Origin of the sequence: Synechococcus sp. R5-15 (assembly GCF_047462035.1) — a bacterium.
GTDB lineage: Bacteria > Cyanobacteriota > Cyanobacteriia > Thermostichales > Thermostichaceae > Thermostichus.
Window position 1 is genome coordinate 1 of sequence record NZ_JANSIK010000010.1, and the last position, 18659, is coordinate 18659.

20 protein-coding genes are annotated in these 18659 nt (G+C 59.0%); 10 read left to right on the plus strand and 10 right to left on the minus strand.

Annotated elements, in window-relative coordinates:
- Nucleotides 1–71: 71 nt before the first annotated feature.
- The 3 genes from xseA (at nt 72) to folD (ending at nt 2519) form a co-directional block, all read left to right on the plus strand.
- Nucleotides 72–1328 (plus strand): exodeoxyribonuclease VII large subunit, encoded by a 1257-nt coding sequence (gene xseA / locus NW839_RS01175; RefSeq protein WP_414350297.1) that lies wholly within the window; start codon nt 72–74, stop codon nt 1326–1328.
- Complete coding sequence (gene xseB, locus NW839_RS01180) at nt 1309–1545, plus strand: exodeoxyribonuclease VII small subunit (protein WP_414350295.1); 237 nt, start codon at nt 1309–1311, stop codon at nt 1543–1545. Before xseA ends, xseB begins: the two co-directional genes overlap by 20 nt.
- Before the next feature lie 92 nt (nt 1546–1637).
- On the plus strand, nt 1638–2519 hold the full coding sequence (gene folD / locus NW839_RS01185; RefSeq protein WP_414350294.1) for a bifunctional methylenetetrahydrofolate dehydrogenase/methenyltetrahydrofolate cyclohydrolase FolD: 882 nt from the start codon (nt 1638–1640) through the stop codon (nt 2517–2519).
- A 263-nt stretch (nt 2520–2782) separates the two neighbouring features.
- On the opposite strand, the gene NW839_RS01190 is transcribed toward folD, so the two are convergent.
- From NW839_RS01190 to NW839_RS01205, 4 genes are all read right to left on the minus strand, one after another.
- Nucleotides 2783–3256 (minus strand): hypothetical protein, encoded by a 474-nt coding sequence (locus NW839_RS01190; protein ID WP_414350292.1) that lies wholly within the window; start codon nt 3254–3256, stop codon nt 2783–2785.
- Between the two features lie 344 nt (nt 3257–3600).
- The gene (locus NW839_RS01195; protein WP_414342653.1) at nt 3601–4218 is read right to left on the minus strand and encodes an Npun_F5749 family FMN-dependent PPOX-type flavoprotein; all 618 of its coding nucleotides are present in this window, start codon (nt 4216–4218) and stop codon (nt 3601–3603) included.
- A gap of 48 nt (nt 4219–4266) precedes the next feature.
- Nucleotides 4267–5541 (minus strand): GNAT family N-acetyltransferase, encoded by a 1275-nt coding sequence (locus NW839_RS01200; protein ID WP_414350290.1) that lies wholly within the window; start codon nt 5539–5541, stop codon nt 4267–4269.
- 227 nt (nt 5542–5768) lie between these two features.
- Nucleotides 5769–6422, minus strand: coding sequence for a DUF3386 domain-containing protein (locus tag NW839_RS01205; protein WP_011431766.1), 654 nt, complete (start codon nt 6420–6422; stop codon nt 5769–5771).
- A 345-nt stretch (nt 6423–6767) separates the two neighbouring features.
- Here NW839_RS01205 and murA point away from each other — a divergent pair, with 345 nt between their 5' ends.
- The 3 genes from murA (at nt 6768) to sixA (ending at nt 11144) form a co-directional block, all read left to right on the plus strand.
- Nucleotides 6768–8090, plus strand: a complete 1323-nt coding sequence (gene murA, locus NW839_RS01210) for a UDP-N-acetylglucosamine 1-carboxyvinyltransferase (RefSeq protein ID WP_202943714.1) — start codon at nt 6768–6770, stop codon at nt 8088–8090.
- Nucleotides 8091–8283: 193 nt separating this feature from the next.
- Nucleotides 8284–10419, plus strand: coding sequence for a transglycosylase SLT domain-containing protein (locus NW839_RS01215; RefSeq protein WP_414350288.1), 2136 nt, complete (start codon nt 8284–8286; stop codon nt 10417–10419).
- Between the two features lie 137 nt (nt 10420–10556).
- Nucleotides 10557–11144 (plus strand): phosphohistidine phosphatase SixA, encoded by a 588-nt coding sequence (gene sixA, locus NW839_RS01220; RefSeq protein WP_414350286.1) that lies wholly within the window; start codon nt 10557–10559, stop codon nt 11142–11144.
- Nucleotides 11145–11205: 61 nt separating this feature from the next.
- On the opposite strand, the gene NW839_RS01225 is transcribed toward sixA, so the two are convergent.
- Nucleotides 11206–11499 carry a DUF3082 domain-containing protein gene (locus NW839_RS01225; protein WP_414350285.1) on the minus strand — a complete coding sequence of 98 codons (294 nt, stop codon included), beginning with the start codon at nt 11497–11499 and terminating at the stop codon, nt 11206–11208.
- Between the two features lie 45 nt (nt 11500–11544).
- Here NW839_RS01225 and NW839_RS01230 point away from each other — a divergent pair, with 45 nt between their 5' ends.
- Complete coding sequence (locus NW839_RS01230) at nt 11545–12264, plus strand: J domain-containing protein (protein ID WP_414380444.1); 720 nt, start codon at nt 11545–11547, stop codon at nt 12262–12264.
- Here NW839_RS01230 and NW839_RS01235 read toward each other — a convergent pair.
- The 3 genes from NW839_RS01235 to NW839_RS01245 all read right to left on the minus strand — a co-directional run bounded on the left by NW839_RS01235 (nt 12256) and on the right by NW839_RS01245 (nt 15050).
- The gene (locus tag NW839_RS01235) at nt 12256–13125 is read right to left on the minus strand and encodes an SDH family Clp fold serine proteinase (protein ID WP_414350282.1); all 870 of its coding nucleotides are present in this window, start codon (nt 13123–13125) and stop codon (nt 12256–12258) included. The two genes, NW839_RS01230 and NW839_RS01235, sit on opposite strands and share 9 nt — an antisense overlap.
- Before the next feature lie 70 nt (nt 13126–13195).
- Entirely contained in the window at nt 13196–14077 is an 882-nt protein-coding gene (locus NW839_RS01240) for a hypothetical protein (protein ID WP_414350281.1), read from the minus strand.
- Between the two features lies 1 nt (nt 14078).
- On the minus strand, nt 14079–15050 hold the full coding sequence (locus tag NW839_RS01245; protein WP_414350279.1) for a fatty acid desaturase: 972 nt from the start codon (nt 15048–15050) through the stop codon (nt 14079–14081).
- Nucleotides 15051–15407: 357 nt separating this feature from the next.
- Here NW839_RS01245 and psaK point away from each other — a divergent pair, with 357 nt between their 5' ends.
- Together psaK and NW839_RS01255 are read left to right on the plus strand one after the other, a co-directional pair.
- Nucleotides 15408–15653, plus strand: a complete 246-nt coding sequence (gene psaK / locus NW839_RS01250) for a photosystem I reaction center subunit PsaK (RefSeq protein ID WP_011431775.1) — start codon at nt 15408–15410, stop codon at nt 15651–15653.
- 236 nt (nt 15654–15889) lie between these two features.
- The gene (locus NW839_RS01255) at nt 15890–16027 is read left to right on the plus strand and encodes a photosystem II reaction center protein K (protein WP_414350277.1); all 138 of its coding nucleotides are present in this window, start codon (nt 15890–15892) and stop codon (nt 16025–16027) included.
- Nucleotides 16028–16210: 183 nt separating this feature from the next.
- Here the strand turns inward: NW839_RS01255 and NW839_RS01260 are convergent, their stop codons facing one another.
- Both NW839_RS01260 and NW839_RS01265 read right to left on the minus strand, forming a co-directional pair.
- On the minus strand, nt 16211–16750 hold the full coding sequence (locus tag NW839_RS01260; RefSeq protein ID WP_414332564.1) for a DUF3611 family protein: 540 nt from the start codon (nt 16748–16750) through the stop codon (nt 16211–16213).
- An 88-nt stretch (nt 16751–16838) separates the two neighbouring features.
- Complete coding sequence (locus tag NW839_RS01265) at nt 16839–17183, minus strand: DUF4168 domain-containing protein (protein ID WP_238376835.1); 345 nt, start codon at nt 17181–17183, stop codon at nt 16839–16841.
- A gap of 388 nt (nt 17184–17571) precedes the next feature.
- Here NW839_RS01265 and bchI point away from each other — a divergent pair, with 388 nt between their 5' ends.
- Nucleotides 17572–18630 (plus strand): magnesium chelatase ATPase subunit I, encoded by a 1059-nt coding sequence (gene bchI / locus NW839_RS01270; RefSeq protein WP_414350299.1) that lies wholly within the window; start codon nt 17572–17574, stop codon nt 18628–18630.
- The last annotated feature ends 29 nt before the right edge of the window (nt 18631–18659 follow it).

An 18659-nucleotide genomic window follows, 5' to 3' on the forward strand; every position in this document is an offset into this window, starting at 1 on the left:
TTCGCGCCAGCGGGCCGGAGGCCTTAAGCCCGCCCTGTACTGCGAAGTAGTCAGGGTCGGGTAGTTTACAAGTGACTTTAGCCGCCCGCAGCAGTGGGATGGAGTTTTTGCTCACGGATGAAGCTCCCCTGCTCTCGGTGGGGGGAGTGTCCCGTTATTTGAAATCGCTGCTGGCTGGGGATCCCTACTTGGTCAGGCTGTGGGTGAGCGGGGAAGTCTCCAGTTGCCAGCGCAACCGCAATGGCCACCTGTTCTTGACCCTAGTCGATCCGGAAACCGGTGACGTTCTCAAGGGGGTGGTCTGGCAGGGCCAAACTTCCAGGCTCAGCTTCTGGCCGGAAGTGGGGCAACAGGTGCTTGCCCTTGGGCAACTTGGCATCTATAGCGGCGGCAGCCATTATCGCCTCGTCATCTGGCAATTGCTGCCTGCCGGGGAAGGGCTGTTGGCGTTGCGATTTCAACAGCTCAAGGCCCGCCTCAGTGCTGAGGGCTTGTTCGATAACCAACGACCTCTGCCTGTTCATCCCCAGTGCATTGCCGTCGTCAGTTCCCCCCACGCTGCCGGCTGGGGAGATATTCGGCGCACCCTCAACCAGCGCTACCCCGGGCTACGGGTGCTGTTCTCCCCAGCTCAAGTGCAAGGGGAGGCGGCCCCGGAATCAATTGTGCGGGCCATTCGCCGGGTGGAACAGGATGGGCGGGCGGAAGTGCTTCTTTTGGCGCGGGGCGGTGGAGCCAGCGAAGATTTGGCCTGTTTTAACGATGAGCGGGTGGTGCGAGCCATTGCCGAATGTCGGATCCCGGTGGTCACCGGGATTGGCCACCAGCGGGATGAAACCCTGGCTGACTACGCTGCCGACTACGCCGCCCATACCCCAACGGCAGCTGCCGAGCGGATCGTGCCGGATCTGGGGGAATTGCAGCGTCAGGGATCCCAGTTGCGCCAGAAGTTGATCGAACGCACTCGCCAAGCTTTGGAAAAAGCCCAGCAGCGTTTGCAGCAGGCCCAACACCACCTGGCTTACGTGCATCCAGAGCGGCTGTTGCAACAGGCTCAGGATCGCTTGACCCAACACCAACATCGCCTGCTCCAAGCCGTGCGCCATCGCTTCCAGCAACGCCAACAGCACCAACAGGCCCTGCAAGATCGCCTCCAAGCGCTCGATCCCGAAGCCATTCTGAAACGGGGCTATGCCTTGGTGCGAGATGAAGAGGGATCCCTGATCCGCACCCATCGCCTGCCTCCCCAAACCCGCCTGATGATACAACTGGCCTCGGGAAGCCTATGGGTACGAGTAGAGGAGAGCCATGAGCCGCCGCAAACGTGAGGAGCCGTGGCGCTATGAAGCAGCCATTGCCGAAGTGGAAACTTTGATTGCCCAGATTGAATCGGGGGAGCTGGATCTGGCCGAGGTGGTGGAGCGCTTTCAACAGGCCGCCCGAACCCTGAAAACCTGCGCGGACTTCCTGGAGCAAAAGCGGCAGCAGGTGGAGATCATCATCGAGCAATTGGGCCAAGAGGAAGAAGACTCTCAAGCGTTCTAGGGATCCCACCCGATCATTCCCCCTGCACTGCTGTCGCCATTCTGCTTCACTATGGATGGTCGTTGGATGGTTGTCTTTATCCTTGCGCCCCCATGCCCGCAAAGATCCTCGATGGCAAAGCCTTAGCCGCCCGCTTGCAAGCGGAGATGGCCGCCCAAGTGCAAGCTTGGATACCCCAGGTGGGGCGGCCACCGGGATTGGCAGTGCTGCGGGTTGGAGAGGATCCCGCCAGTGCGGCTTACGTGCGTGGCAAAGAGCGGGCCTGTGAGCGGTTGGGCATTGCTTCTTTTGGCCGACATTTTTCCGCCCAAGACTCCCCTGCCCATTTGCTCGACACCATCGACCAACTCAATCAGGACGAGCGGGTGGATGGCATCCTCGTCCAACTGCCCCTGCCCCCCGGCTGGGATCCCATCCCCCCCCTTCTGGCCATCAATCCCGACAAAGATGTGGATGGACTCCATCCCCTCAACCTGGGCCGGCTGTTGCGCGGCGAGCCCGGCCTACGCAGTTGTACCCCTTTGGGCGTGATGCGCCTGTTGCAGGCAGAAGGGATCCCGATTGCAGGCCGAAAGGCAGTGGTGGTCGGTCGCAGCATCTTGGTGGGCAAGCCCTTGAGCTTGATGTTGTTGGCCGCCGATGCGACGGTCACCCTAGCCCACTCCCGCACCCCCGACTTGGCAGAAGTGACCCGCGCCGCCGACATTGTGGTGATGGCCGTGGGCCGCCCCCGCCTATTGAGGGCAGACATGGTGAAACCCGGCGCGGTGGTCATCGACGTTGGCATCAACCGCATCGAGACCCCTGCCGGAGCCGAGCAATTGGTGGGAGATGTGGACTATGAAGCGGTCAAAGAGTTGGCCGCTGCCATCACGCCCGTACCGGGAGGCGTAGGGCCGATGACGGTAACGATGCTGCTGGCCAACACCCTACAGAGCTATAAACTGCGCAGCCACTTGTGTAGTCATTATTAAACAGGAATGAAACATTTCTGTTGCATTGTTCCCTAACTTCCCTCTCTCTCTGGGAGAAGAGCTGGGGTTGGTCGCGGCAGCGGCACAGAGCGCTTGGGGAGTGTCTCAATCTAGCTTGAAATGACTATGGTCTGGAGACTGTTCTCAAAATGTTCTGTTGCTTGGATCCTCCCCCTTTGGCCCAGAAGAGTGAGGAATGGAGAAGTTGCCCCAGAGGAGTTTGAGGTGACCGCTGCAAATGTCCAAGCTGCGCGCGGAGCACCCTAAGGCTGCAAGATCATCGACCAGGAGCCGCTCTCCCCATCCCAAAACGGGGCCAGAGACTCTCCCACCACATTGGGCCCCCAATAGCGGCGGGTTCCATCCAAGGCGAAAGCCACCACAATGTCTCCGGGGCCGATTTGCAGCGGTTCTTCTCCCAAGCTCAGCAGCAATCCCTCGCTCCCCCCCTCTCCAGGGGCAAAGTCCCAGTGGGCCGTTTCCGGATTGATCATCCGTTCGCCGCTGCGCATCAAGATCACCAGCCGAACCGGATGGGGCGTGCGATTGCCGACCCGAAAGGGTCCCGTACGGGCGGAGGTGGGGGCAGCCTGGGGGGATAAGACAGGCTCTGAGGGCAGAACAGGGATAACATTCCCCTCAACAGAATCTTCCAAGGCTTCCAGCATCGGTTTCTCCAGAGTTTGTGCTCTCAATCCCTGCACAAGAACCCCTACCCCAACCAAAGCGACAGACAACACTAGGGATCCCTTGCCCCTCAAAGCTCTGTTCAGCAATGGGCCGCCGGCGAAAAAAGAGGCAACAGCCTGAGCGAATGAGCAGATCAAGACGCACATCGAGACCACTGCAAGCCAAAGTGATACGTGTCGAGTTAGACAAAAGGCATCAACTGCTGCCCTACCCCTGATAGACCAGCCATACGCGTACAGAGTTCCATCAGAGGATAACGCCCCCACCGTGCAGAACACGATCGTTCAGCTACGTTAACACGTCCATTCCTCTATTCTTTGGGCTTTCGGGGAACGTCAAGGAAAGAAGGGATCCCCCACTCCAGACCAGGCTAAGCAAGTTTGGATCCCTTTTAGGGATTCACAGCCCGACGCTGCCACCCTTGGGAGGTACGTTCGTACACTGTCCGCAATTGGGGATAGATCTGATCCCCCTTAAGCTGTAGGTGATCCACCTCCGTTGGCTCCAGCAGTAAAGCCACAAAGGTCTGCGGAGGCAGCAGATCTTTCTCTTTCGGCAACTCTTGAATAAAAGCCTCTGGCGGGGCGAGCGGCCCTTTGGGTTCCGGCCAAAACCAGAGGAGCCGTCCTTTTTCCGATATCTGTTGCCACAACTGCTGCCGCTGGCGCTGAGCCTGGGGATCCGGATGATCGGCGGCGATGGCCTCAAGGGTGCCAGCGATGCGGAATTGCTCGCGGGTTTTGCAGAAATACCAGCAGATCTGGGCTTGGGGGCAGTGGGCAATTTGTCGGATCTTCTCGCTGCGACTATCCACCGCCAATTGAATGCGGTCGGTATCGCCCAAAAACCCCCGGAAAACGACCGTGCGGTTGCGCGGATGCCCCTGGGGATCCACCGTGGCCAATTGCAAATACCGCACACCGGGATCGCTACGGTTCCGGTGCAGTGCCGCCTGAATCAGCGCCCGCCAAGAGGGATCCGCAGTAGAATTGCCCTTCGGGTCTTTCATCCGTTTTTCGCAAGGTGCAAGCAAGCCAGGATTGGGGCTCTCTCTCCCTTAGCTAGGGGGTGGAGAAGTCTCAGATTGGGAGTCTCTGGAGTGCCTTGGTGAGGACTCCGCACCGCCGACGCGACCAGAGCTGGGATCCGGCTCAGTTGGGCTGATGGGATGAAAGTGGTGCTCCAGCCAGCCTTCCGGTGGCCCCTCAAACCGCTCCGGCACCGGCTGCTTCACCTGCAATCCCCGCAACACCGCGTTGAGATAGGCGCTATCCCAGCTAAAGAAGCGGCTTTCGCGGATTTTGTGCCACACCGAACGCGACATCAGCAACGTCCGCTCTACATCCTGGGCTCCCAGCTTCAGCAAGAACTCCTCCCGTTCCGGCTGGTAATCGGTGGAGGCCAAGGCCAGAGATTGCGGCGGATGAGCCTGAGTAAGCTGGGCCATCTTGGCCATGAGTTCGGGGTAAAGCCAAGTGTAGGCAGGGTGAACCGTAAGCTTGGCCACATGAGGTTGCTGCCCGGTGCGATCCAACTTCAAGTTGAAGTAGCCGATGGCGGTTTTGCGTTCGGGCTCGTAAACACACACTTCCACCCGCTCCGTCTGGCTAATGGCGCATTTGGCCTGCTCCAAAAGCCAATCCAGTGGGCTAGTGCGAAAATCGTTCACCTCACGGTCGTACACCTGGCGCACAGTGGCCGGCATGGATCCCGTATCCAGTTGGTAGATGGCATAGGCATCCCGGTTGGTCACCGGCACCAGGTTGGGCAATTTGGGCTCGTGCTGGCTGAGAGCTGCCAGAATATCGGCTGGAATCGACCAGTAGGTGATCTGAGCCAAGGGTTGGAAGCCGTTGCGCCGGTAGAGCGCCATTGCCCCCTTGTTGTGGATGTTCACCTCCAGGATCCAGGTGCGAGCTTCCCGAAAGTGCTCCATGCAGTGCTTGAGCAGCCGGGATCCCACCCCCTGTCGCTGGGCAGAGGGCGCCACTGCGATATGATCGACCCGCCAGGTGCTGCGGGAATGGTTGAAGGGGGAAACCTGAATCACCCCCTGAATCTTGCCCTTCAGCTCCGCCACATGCACTGTAAACATGTGCTGGAAGCGATTGGGAAACAGGGTCAGGGTTTTCAGGGGCCCATACCACTGGCGCAACCGCCGCACTTGGCGACGAATATCCACCGAGCGGCTGCTGTACTCTTCATCAAAGGCTTGCGCCAAAATCTCTTCCACAGCCTCCAGATCCCCCAGTTGGGCGGGGCGAATGATCAGTTCAGGGGCACCAATGGGGGCTTCGGCATCCGGGTCGGGTCTTGCTGTGGTGTTGTCCATGCCAATCGCAGGCGGGAGAATATTCAAAGCATAGCTCAGGCTCTCTTGCTTTTTCTAACCGGGAGGATCGTTCTGCAACAAAGCTTGAAAGCCTACAAATCGGCTTTCCCGTTATCGAGAAAGGCTTGGCCGCCAAGAAGGGCGTGAACTCAGCCTCCCGGTAGCTGCCCAACAGTGACGAACGGGAGAGCTGGCCCCCTACCCCGCAGAGAGCAATGCCGGGTCGCTCACGCCCCAGTGTCCAGCAAGGTCAAGTTGCTGAAGGTGAAGCGCTTCTCCACAGGGCCGGTTTCCGTCTCCGTCTGGATACGCCGCTCCGAGAGGATGTAATACTTGCCCACTTTTGTGTACAGATCCTCGAATTGGCTGCGCCCGCCTTTTTGCTCGCCCGTTTGGGGATCGTGATAGACGGAATCGTAGCGGTGGGAAAGATAGCCTTCGCCGGTATCGTGGCTGCTGAAGGTGTGGATGGTAACCACCACTCCGTGGATATGCCGGTGCACCATAGTAACCTGGTTATCGCGCACGTGGTAGCGATCCCCTTCTGCTTTGCCCCCCACCAGGATCTCCACTGTGCCATCGGGCAGGGTTTGGCCATAGCGGAAGGTATTGTTCCCATGGGTCTCGTCGAAGCTGCGGCGCACCCGGTGAATGGCAATCTCCCAGAGTTGGTTGTGAATGGCTTTTCGAGCTTCCTCATCCTCTACGCCGGTAACAGTGGCCTTTAGGTCTGCTCCCACTCGCACCTGCCCAACGAATGTGCGCTCCCCATCCCAATAGGTGACCTCGGCGCTGTAGCCCGGGAAAGCGGGATCCCAGGTGTAGCGGTTTTCATAGGCGGCCCGAAACAACTCTTGGGCAGAGACTTGAGTGGCGATCATCGGCTGTCTCCTTCCTGTTTTCCTTGCAAGCACTTCCCCTGAGCATCCATCATACCGCCCCCTGCTGTTGGGCTGCCCCCCAGTTGCCTTCGCTGAGAGCCTGCATCTGGTGAACTGGCCTAGCCGCTCCCCTGTCCGCTGCTGCAGGATAGAAGCACAGCCATGGGAACTTCTTCCTCACACCCAATTTGGCTTGCGAGTTTAGCCGCTGCTGTGATCCCCAGAGTATTCTCTGAGAAGGGTTCGCCTATTTTTTGTGGGTGAGGAGGGAGATTGAAAGGTTTTGACAATCGCGTCAGCGGGGCGGATCCCCTAGAGCCTGGCCTGACGCCGCCCCAGACCGGCATGGCAACCGCGCCAGAGATGATGGGGCCAGTGCTGAAAATCATTGGCAAGCAGACCCTGAGTGGCCACATCCCTATTGGCGGGGCAAAAAACTCTGCCTTGGCGCTGATGGCCGGGGCCATCTTGGCTCCTGAGGCCTGTCGAATTCACAACGTGCCGCGTCTGCTGGACATTGAACGCATGGGGCAGATCCTGGCCACGCTGGGAGTTAAGGTTTCCCATGTTGGCAATACCCTGGACCTGGATGCCAGCTCCCTCAAAACCTCTCAAGCCCCTTATGAATTGGTCAGCCAGTTGCGGGCCAGCTTTTTCATCATAGGGCCTCTGTTGGCGCGGCTGGGGGTGGCCAGAGTTCCCCTGCCCGGTGGCTGTGCGATTGGGTCTCGTCCCGTGGATCTGCATGTGCGGGGTCTGCAAGCCTTGGGGGCAACGGTCCAAATCGAGCATGGGGTGGTTCATGCCTATGCCCGTAAACTGTTGGGAACCCGTATTTACCTGGACTATCCCAGCGTCGGTGCCACCGAGACCTTGATGATGGCCGCTACGCTGGCGGATGGAGAAACGGTGATCGAGAACGCCGCCCAAGAGCCGGAGGTGGCGGATCTAGCCCGTTTTTGTCAAGCCATGGGGGCCCGCATTCGCGGTGTCGGCACCAATACGGTTGTGGTGGTAGGGGTGCCCCGCTTGCATGGAACAGAGTACACCGTCATTCCCGACCGCATTGAGGCCAGCACCTATCTCATTGCCGGGGCCATTACCCGCTCTCACCTCACAGTTGGCCCTGTTATTCCCGATCATCTGCGGGCGGTGATCGCCAAGTTGCAAGCCATGGGTCTGCGGGTGGAAGAAGAGGGCCCAAACCGGTTGCGCATTGCCCCAGCTCAACTGAGCTCAGGCTGGCTCTGTCAGGCAACTGATATTCAAACGCTGCCCTATCCCGGTTTCCCCACCGATGTGCAGGCGCCGATCATGGCTTTGGCCGCCTTGAGCGAGGGCAGTTGCACCATTGAGGAGACAGTGTTTGAAAACCGCATGCACCACATTCCCGAGCTGAATCGCATGGGAGCCGATATTCGCCTGAAGAACCGAGTGGCCCTGATCCGAGGGGTGCCGTCCCTTTCCGGCGCTCCGGTGGTGGCTACCGACCTGCGGGCGGGTGCGGCCCTGGTGTTGGCCGGTCTGGCGGCTGAAGGCTGCTCCACGATCCACGGATTGCACTACATCGACCGGGGCTACGAAGCCATTGATGAAAAGCTGCGCAGTGTCGGGGCCAAGGTGTACCGCAGCGAAAGCCCGACAGGGATCCCGCAATTGGGGAAATGAGCTGTTTCACTGCTGTCTGAAATTTGAAGATTTGAGGAAAGAACTGCTCCTCTCCCTGCTTATCGTCTGGCCCCAATGCTCGGTGACCGCTTGCCAGGTGAGCTTTCCAGCCGTTTCGCAAGTATCGAGTTGTCTGGTGACTCAACGCAGTCAGGTTGAGTATCGTAGGTCAGAGGTGGTGGGGAGGTAAAGCATGGGGATCCTGACAAGCAGCCAACGACGCTGGACAAGATGGGCTGCCGGTGTGCTGGCAGCAGGAGCGGCTCTGGGTGGAGCTGTCTGGGGCTTCTACACCTCATCCTGGGCAGAAACCGTAGAAGTGGCCTCTGCACGAGAAGGCAGGGATCCGACGCAACTGCCCCAAACTTCCACAACGGCCTTTCTGCGGGCCTACGCAGCGCTGCAAGCCGGCCAAGCGCAATCTGCCTTGAAGCATTTGCAGGGGCTGGAAGAGAGCCTGCCGGTTCTGAGGGAAGAGATTTGGAAGCTCAGGGCCCAAGCCTATGAACAGTTGCAGGACAAGGAAACAGCCCAAGGGATCTGGTGGCCCCAGATTTTGCAGGAATATCCCCACAGTCCTGTGGCCGCCTACGCCCTCTGGGGGATGGGCCAGGTGGATCGGCTGCGGCAGCAATTTCCCACCCATCCGCTGACCGGACGTGCCCTCAAGCATTTGCTAGAGCTGAACCCCGACCGCTATGACCTGCTGCGGGATTTGGCCCAACATCACCCGCAAACCCCTGGGCTAACGCCGCTGCTGGATCGCTGGCGGCAGGCTCAGGAGGGATCCCTCACGGCTTCCGACTGGCAGATCCTCGCCGATGCCTACTGGGAGCAACGGGAGTACGGCAAAGCTGCCCGGGCCTATGGGCGTGCCCCCGCCACCTCTCAGAACCTCTACCGCTGGGGCCGCAGCCACCAGATCTCGCGGGAGTTTCCCCAGGCCAAAGCGGCTTACCAAGCGCTGCTGGCACAGTTTCCCGATGGGCCAGAGGCTTCTCTCACCCGCCGCCGTTTGGCGGAACTGAGCGACCTGCCGACGGCAATTGAACTCCTCCGACAGGTGGGATCCGGCTCAGATAAAGAAGCTCCAGAGGCGTTGCTCAGCCTCAGCCAGCTCTATGATCGCAACGCCAGCCCCCAATCGGCCCAAGCCACCCGGCAAGCCCTTTGGGATCGCTTTCCGGCCAGCGAAGCTGCAGCCAATGCCGCCTGGACGGTGGCCTGGAGCCAAGCACAAGCAGGCAATCTCAGCCAAGCCATCGCCCTGGCCCAACAGATCGGATCTGCTCAGCGGGACACGGAAATGGGGGCACAACTGCTCTACTGGGCGGGCAAATGGCGGGAACAGCAGGGGGATGTGGCTGCGGCTCGGCAGACCTATCGGCAGGTGCTGCGGCAGTTTCCCCACACCTACTACGGCTGGCGGTCGGCAGTGCAACTGGGCTGGCCGGTGGGGGATTTCTACAGCGGGCGCAAAAGAGTGGAGGTGGATTTTCAGCCGGTGCGCCAACCGTTGCCAGGGGTCTCTGCAGTTACGCAAACCCTGCATTTGATGGGAGCCAGCCAACTGGCCTGGGAACGCTGGCAGGGCGAAACTCCGGTGCAGCGGGATCCCCGCCAGATGAGCGTTGCCGAGCGCTTTGTTACGGGCATTTTGCGCAACAGCGCCGGAGAGCACCTGCGGGGCATTAACCAGGTGGCTGCTTTGCGCTTTAGCGAAGAGCCGGATCCCTTGCTGGAGACGTTGAGGCAGCGCCAAGATTTCTGGCAGGCCATCTATCCGCTGCACTACTATGCGGGCCCCGACAATTCCTGGAGCGGGGATCCCTACGCCCAACCCGGCTTGGCCCACTGGTCACGGCAATTTAACCTCAATCCCTTGATGGTGGCGGCTTTGATCCGGCAGGAATCCCGCTTTGAGCCGGAGATCGTCTCGGCCTCGGGGGCTTTGGGCTTGATGCAGGTGATGCCCGCTACTGGCCGCTGGATTGCCCAGCAGGTCGGCCTGGCCCAGTACAGCCTCACCAACCCCGCCGACAATCTCTACCTGGGATCCTGGTACTTCGACTACACCCACCGCACCTATCAAGACAACACCTTGCTGGCCCTGGCCAGCTACAACGGTGGCCCCGGCAACGTGGCCAGATGGCTGAACCGCTTTGGCTTCGGGGATCCGGATGTGTTTGTGGAGCAGATCCCCTTCCCCGAAACCCGGGGCTATGTGAAGTCCGTGTTTGGCAACTACTGGAACTACTGGCAGCTCTACACCCAGGAGGGGCGCACTCTGGTCAGCCAGCGACTGCATAACCCCTCGTCTTCTTCATGACTTCCGGTTTTTTCGCGGGAGTGCTGCCGTAGAGGGAGTGGGCTTTTTTCCCACAGTATTCTGGGAGAGTTACAGTTATTCCAAGATTTGGCAGTCAAGATTTGACAGTGCCGTTCGCGCTGACAGGACGGGGTTCTATGGTCTCTGGGTCTGAACAACAGGAGAGCGTTCGCGTTAGCAGCGCGGAGCACCATCAGGGGGCGGCAGAAAAGCAGACTGCCCGACAGGAGCTGGCTGTGGATTTTATTCGCCATGGCATAGCCGAGGAACCCCGGCCAGAAGTCGAGGATGCCTTTCGGGCCCTTACAGACGAAGGTCGCAAGCGTTGCCGCAAGGTTGCCCGCCAGCTCAAGAACATGGGCTGGAGGTGGGATCTCCTGCTCACCAGTCCCTTGGTGAGGGCTCGACAGACCGCTGAGATCTTTTTGGACGAGAACCTGGCCGAAGCTGTGGAGGTGTTTGAACCGCTGGCTCCGGGGGGCAGTTTTGCTGACCTGGTGCGCTGGCAAGCAGAGCGGGAACCTCTGGCGTCTTTGGCTCTAGTCGGTCACCAGCCGGATCTGAGCCTGTGGGTACAAGCGGCTGTTGGTCTAAACCCGGCCAACGCCCACGCGATCACCCTCAAAAAAGCAGGCCTAGCCCAAGTGCGCTTTGCCGAAGGCCGGATTGACTACCGCCAGGGATCCCTGACTTTGTTGCTCTCCCCCAAGGTGGTGCTGCGCTGAGAAGAAGCTGGCTCATCATGATAAACGCCCAACGAGTCGGCCAGAGGTTGTGCCCCTAGGTTCAGCGCTGAGAGGAGGTCAGCCGCTCTCCCAGCAATTGCACACAATAGGCCGCCAGCCCCAACCCCACCATGGCAAACATGAAGGCAATCAGGGAAACGGAACCGACCAGCAGGTAGCGCACCAGAATGCTGATTCCGCGGGCCAACGATCCAATCTCCACCTCAATTGGCGGCAACTTGGCCAACATCGAGAGCAGCAGTTGAAAGAACCCGTAGCCCAAACTGACGGCGATGGCGGCCCCCAAGAGGGCACTGAAAGGATGGGGGGATCCCTGGGGCGAGGCGGAAGACATGGGGCAGCACCGGAAAACTCACCTTTATTCTAGGCTGCAGGTACAATGTGGAAGTTTCTTTTCTTTCCGGCAGGCCTGGGGAGTATGGAGAGCGGATCCCATTACGAAGTTTTGGGCGTTTCCGTGGCGGCGACGGCGGAGGAGATCAAGTCTGCCTACCGTCGTTTGGTCAAGTATCACCATCCCGATAGCCTGCTGGCCAAAAAAGATCGGGCCACCGCTGAGCGCATCCGCCAGATCAACGCTGCCTACGCGGTGCTCAAGGATCCCCAATCTCGCCGCGAATACGACCGGCAATTGCACTCCAGCCGCACCTCACCCTGCCCTCAGCCGACGGGATCCCCCCGTGAAACCGTCAGCCACGAAGCCATCGCCCGTGCAGCCTGGATCCGACAGGTCTACACCCCTCTAAACCGAGTGTTGGGGCCCTTGTTGTCTTCCCTAAAGCCTCAGTTAAATGCTTTGGCGGCGGATCCCTTTGATCCCGACCTGTTGCAGTCTTTTGCTGACTATCTGGAAGAGTGTGCGCAGAAACTGGCCCAAGCCCAGCAGATCTTTGGCCGCCTCCCCAATCCCAGCAGCCTGGGGGGAGTGGCTTCTCGCCTCTACTACGCCCTCAACCACCTAGAGGACGCTCTAGAGGAGCTGCAGTATTTCCCCCTGAACTTCGACGACCGCCATCTGCACACCGGACAAGAGCTGTTTCGCCGGGCAGGGGGGCTGCGCCTGGAAGCTATGGAAGCTTACGCCAAGAGTTCACCCTAAGCCAGAGCGGGATCCTCCCCTGGGCAGAGAGGGGCGAGGATCATAGGGGATGGGGATGTACTGCACGGAAGGGCGGCCCATGGTGGCCTGTGGGTACAAGTCCATCAGGGCATAGATTTGGGGTGGCAACTCGGTAGAAATGGGCAGGCCCAACCTTTGGGCTTCTTCGGCAGTGATCGGGTAGTCGTGGGTAACTTGTCCACTGGTTAGGTACTGGATGAGGGGCTCGATGCGTTCGGGGGCAATTTTGCGCTTGGGCACATCGTCCTTCAGGAGATCCCGCACGAAGTTCTGTACCTGTTGCATCGCTTTGCGGGCCAGATCTGCTAGGATCAAGGTTTGGTCATCGATTTCGGCAATGGGTTTATCCGCCACCACCTGCAGAATACTGGCGGCAGCATACCCCCCCAACTGTGGATCCACCGGCCCCAGGACTGCATTGGCATCCATGACGATTTCGTCGGCGGCCAGGGCCAGCATCGTCCCCCCCGACATGGCGTAGTGGGGCACAAACACTGTCACTTTGGCCGGATGGCGGATCAGGGCGCGGGCAATTTGCTCCGTGGCCAGCACCAGGCCACCAGGGGTATGCAAAATCAAATCAATCGGGGTATTGGGTGGGGTAAGGCGAATTGCCCTCAACACCTGTTCGGAGTCCTCGATGCTGATGTAGCGGGAAACCGGGATCCCCAAAAAACTGATCGACTCCTGGCGGTGAATGAGCAGAATCACCCGGCTGCCCCGCTTTTGCTCCAACTCCCGAATGGCCATCAAGCGCCGGAACTCTTGGGCACGACGGTTCAGCAGAGGTTGCAAAGAGCTGAAGATCAGGAAAATCCAGAACAGGCTGCCCCAGTCCACTTTCGCACCTCAAGTGGGATCCCTTTGCTTCCAGGATAGGGGATAGCAAACCTTTGGTGATCTCTGGGCCTCACGAGTTGGGTTCAGACGCCGCGAAAAAGCGATCCAAAGCCTGCAGCAAATCCGGTACGGAAGCTTGGTCAATCCAGGATCGAATATAAGCCTGCTGCTCCGCCAAGTTTTCAATGCGGCCCAACTTTTGCATGGCCAAGTAGCGGGTTTCTGCCGCGGCGCGATTGGTTTGCAAGTCCAGCCGCTGCTCCGGGGTCAGCGGATACTCTGTTTGGGCCAACAGGTGATCGGCCACCATCATGAACAGCAGAGGCCCCGCCAATTCCACCTGGGGCTCGGCTTCTGGCTCAGAATCGGCAGCAGCGAGATCTTGGAGATCTTGAAAAAGATCCTGCCCCAGTTGCAGCAGCTCTTCTGCTGAAGCAGCCCGCAGCACCGTCTCGGCAGTGGCCCGGAGCGGCTCTGGGGAAACCCTGTGGTGGATGGCCAATTCCGCCAGGGCCTGTTCCCATTGATCCCGTTGGGCTTGCACCACAGCCCGCTCTTCTGGGGAAAAGTCCAACCGCTCCAGCACCACCTCCAGAGCCACAGCCCCCACCAACAGAGGGGGAAAGCGCAGCACCGTAGAGGCAGATCCCGCCTGCTCCAAAAAGGTTTCCAAATCCGGGCCGGATCCCCTGTCCAGCAAGTCCTGCAAGTAGGCCAACACCTCTTGAGGCGAGGTCAACCTGAGGATCCCTCGCACCTGTGCCCGCAAGTCTGCGGGGATCCCAAGGAGCTGCACCTGGACTTCGGCCCGCGCCTGCGCTTCTGCAATCAACTCCGGCAAATCTGCCGTTGCCCGACCGGCCTGCAACAAAACCTGGCTAGAGTCCTGCAACAGGCTGGCCGCTTCCACAAACAGCAGCACCTGCGGGACTTGCAGCGTTGGCCAAACCATGCTAGCCGGGCTGTGGATCCGCAGGGGATCCCTCCGATTCTGGATTGGCTGGCGCAGCGGGGTGAGCTGAAGTGGGCTTGTGCCAGTGCAGACCGATCAGAGCATCGTACAAAAAGCCCCAAAACTCTCCCTTCTCCCAGATCCCCAGCGTTTGCTGGCAGTTGCGCGCGTCCAGCTCAGGTTTGGCTGCCCAGTAGGCTGCTTGGTATTTGTACCAGGGAACAGAAGGCCAGAGATGGTGGATCAGGTGATAGTTTTGCCCCAACAGCAGAATGTTGGTCAGCCATCCGGGATAGACGCGGGCATTGTACCACCGCTCTTGGGATTGAAAAGGGCGATGGGGCAGGTAGTCAAAAAACAAGCCCAGCAAGAACCCCATGATAAAGGCAGGGGGTAGCCAATAGTTCATGATGTAGTCGGTGTAGCCGAAGTAGCTGGCCAGACCAAAGGTCAGGATAACCACCAGCCGACTCAAGCCCCACTCCAGCAGATCCCAGCGACCTTTCCGCCAGAGCTGCCGCTTAAAGAAAAACACCTCATGGTAGAAAAACCGCGGCGCGATCAGCCACAGCGGCCCTCCCGTTGAGACATAGTGATCGGGATCGTCTTCAGGATGGTTGACGTGGGCGTGGTGCTGCATGTGTACCCGCTTAAAGACGGGATAGACAAAACCCTGCAACAGGGCAGAGCCGTGTCCGAGTGCCTCGTTCAGAAAGCGGTTGCGGTGGGCCGAGCCATGGGAAGCATCGTGAATCACCGTGCCCAGAACATAGAGGGCCACAAAATTGAGCCAGAACACCATCCATTTGGGCCAGTGCCAAAAGGCGTACCCGCCAAAGCAAGAGGCCGAAAGCACCACCGCAGCCAAAAACATCAGCAAGGTGGGATTCCAAAATTCCGAGGGTGGCCCCAACAGCTCACGAGGCAATGCGAAAGGTTTTTGGGCTGGTTCAGCAGTAGCAGCAACAGTCATCGGCAGCCATCCTTAGGTGCGCACAGTGCAGACAGAGAGGATGGGTCGAGGCAGCGCGTCCCAGTCATCACACCGAAAAGAGATCGAAGAGATAAGTTTGTTAACTTTCGTTAGTATACGGCAGAGACCTGCCCAGCTTCTCAGCCCAAGCCTTATTTTCCTCACAACCCCAGCCATGGGGGCACCTTCCTCTCCTGGCCAAGGATTCCCGAAGGATCCCGGCAACGGCAAACTGCCCCTGAAGCCAGAGAAAAGCCGTAGTGTGAGGTTTTGTTGCAATTCATGTGCAGATTGCGAGGGGATCCCAGCAGGAGGGGTAATCTAAGGGTCGGTTAACCTGAGCTGAGGATGGAAACCATGATGCCTGTTGTTGCGCTGTTGGCTCTGACCGCTCAAACCAGCCCCTGGTCCCCCCTGAACGCCGTGATCATTCTGCTCTGCACAGGGCTGGCTTACCTGAGCTTCAAATCCTCCTCTGGAGTGGCCTCAGAGACTGGGCCGGTACTGGGAATGACCTGGCCGGAAGTCATCGGGGTTGCCAGCTTTGGCCATTTGTTGGGAGTGGGGGTCGTTTTGGGCCTCTCTAACATTGGCGTTCTTTAGGCTGACGCGAACGGAAGAGGGAACGCCTGGGGAAATAAGCACCGCTGTCGTGGAGGGACAACCCAACACAGTAAGTGCTGTCGCAGAACCAGGAACCAGAATCCCTTGCCTGTAGGCAGGGGGGTATGTCAAGTTTCTTGAACTTGGCCGGGATCCCTGCTTGGTGATGTTACACTCTATTTCGATTCTGAAAAAAGCAGTTCCTTCAGCCGCGTTTTCCCCTGAGGTTTGTTGCCATGTCAGCGATGATGCTCCTGGCCAGTTTGCCGGAAGGCTATGAATTGTTTGACCCGCTGATCGACATTTTGCCGATCATCCCTGTTCTGTTTTTCCTGCTGGCCTTTGTCTGGCAAGCGGCAGTGGGCTTCAAGTGAAGCCATCGCTCCTGCTGAGGTCTTGTCCGGAGGAAACTCAGGCAGGGCCGAGGTGCTTCCCCCCAGCTCCTCTCCCAGGTTGGGGGGTTTGTTGCTATACCCCGGCAAAAGCGACAAGCCGTCTTGTCACTGGTCAAAAACGTAAATGCCAATGACTCCCAAAACTGGGCCAGGGATCCGGCGCTAGGGTTCGCGGTCGAGGACACCGGTAATCCAGAGAACCCCTGCCAAGCAGACGAAGTGGGCAAACGTCACGTTGATGTTGGCGGCCAGCAGCAGCACTCCTGTCACCTGGTTGGCCTGGGTGCGGGAAAACATGCGCGCCAACAGCTCGCCCACTTGGGCTTCCATACCAATCAAAGCAAGGAAGGCCCCAATGAGGCTGACATAGGTGACCAACTGCAACTGCTTGGGCAAATCCAATTGGCTTAGGGCATCAGCAGAAGCTGAGCGGCGCTCCGCGTGGAGCAAGTAGCGCCAGTTGAAAAATAGACCGGCTGCCAGGGTGAGCAATGTAAACAAGGTGAACCAGAAGGCGATGACAGCCCCCAGCGAGTCATCTCGATAGACGGTATTTTGGCCGATTAAAAAGCCAAACCACAGCAGCAGCGCCGTCGCCCCCAAGATTGCCTGGAACCAAAACCCAAAGCGACGAGTCATGCGCAAACGAGACTTCATCCGCTCGATAGCCGCCCGTACTGACGGCGACATGGGCTCGTTCATCTTTTTCCCCCGCTCGCCTGGATGAACACCAACGTTCGCTTCCAGCCTATCTTCATTCTCCGGCCCCAGTCACTTTTACCAGTCACTTTTATCGGGCTGGCGGTTGGGGATCCTCGCTTTGTAGGCGGAGAATTTCGGCCTCAATGCGCTGTTGCAAAGCTTTTCCCTCTTCGGAGCGAATCAGGAGGGTAATGCGGTTGTAGTCGGGCACGGTCATACCGTGGCGAGTGATGATCTCGGTCGCGGTGCGGATGAATTCTCGCCGGATTTGATCTTTGCTGGCCGGGTCGTTTGTGGCTTGGGAGCGCTTTTGGGCCTCTTGCCGGTGGGGCTCCATCTCCAAGACGATACGGGCGTACATTGTTACCTGCTCATCGCTCAACACCACAGAGGTGGTGGGGGTTTGAGCCACGGCAAGAGAAACAGTCAGCACAGGGATCCAAGTGCAAACCCAGATCAAACCCACCAGCCCTTTTTGGACCACGCTTTGGATTGGAAATGCCGTCCACCATCTCCGACTTGCTTTGCCTGACACCGCTGATGTCTCCCCACCCGCCAAATGTTGCTCAGGTTGCCTAGGGTTTTTGTGAGCTTTCGGCCCCACGCCGGTTCAACACTCTGATGAACCCCGCGGGCTTCGATCCTATCTGCTTCTCTCTGTGAAAGCCTAGGGCGTCGTCCACGCTGACAACTGAGCTTGCTTTTCCATTTGACCGAAAACTGGTCTTTAGGTTCCAGTTCCAGTCCCTTTCCAGCCTATCTGACACCCAGAAGGGAGTGGCCTCTGGGATAATGGGGATGAATTGTTGGTTATTGCCCCTATGCATTTGGAACGTCGCCCGGTTTTCCCGTTTACGGCCATCGTCGGCCAAGAGGAGATGAAATTGGCCTTGCTCCTCAACGTGATCGACCCGCGCATTGGCGGGGTGCTGATCATGGGGGATCGCGGCACGGGCAAGTCCACCACCATTCGCGCTTTGGCCGACCTGCTGCCCCGGATCGAGGTGGTGAAAGGGGATCCCTTCAACAGCCACCCACGGCAGCGGGACTTGATGAGCGATCAAGTGTGGGAACGCCTGCAGGCGGGAGAAACGCTGGAAAGCACTTGGATCCAGGTGCCGATGGTGGATCTGCCCTTGGGGGCAACAGAAGACCGAGTGTGTGGCACTCTCGACATTGAGCGGGCCTTGGCTCAGGGGGTGAAGGCTTTTGAGCCGGGGCTACTAGCCAAGGCCAATCGAGGCATCCTTTACGTGGATGAAGTCAACTTGCTGGATGACCACTTGGTGGATGTGTTGCTGGATGCGGCGGCCTCAGGCTGGAACACCGTGGAACGGGAGGGCATTTCCATTCGTCATCCGGCTCGGTTTGTGCTGGTGGGATCCGGCAACCCGGAAGAGGGGGAATTGCGGCCTCAACTGCTGGATCGCTTTGGCATGTTCGTCCAGATCGAAACGGTGCGAGATGCTGCCCTGCGGGTGCGGATCGTGGAGGAGCGCAGCCAGTTCGACGCCGATCCCCAGGCTTTTTTGGCCAAGTATGCCGATTCCCAGCAGCGCCTGCGGGAACGCATCGAAAAAGCCCAACATCTTTTGCCCAACGTGGCAGTGGATCCCGATTTGCGCTTGAAGATCTCCGGAGTATGTGCGGCTTTGGAGGTGGATGGACTGCGCGGAGACATTGTCACCAACCGGGCTGCCAAGGCCCTGGCGGCTTTGGAAGGGCGGAGCGAGGTCACCGTCGCCGATATCCGTCGGGTGATCAGCCTGTGTTTGCGTCACCGCCTGCGCAAGGATCCCTTGGAAACCATCGACTCCGGCTACAAGGTGGAAAAAGCCTTCAGCGAAGTGTTCCAGGTGAGCTTGGAGAGCGCCGCCTAGCCCTCACCCCCCAGCCCCTCTCCCAGGGG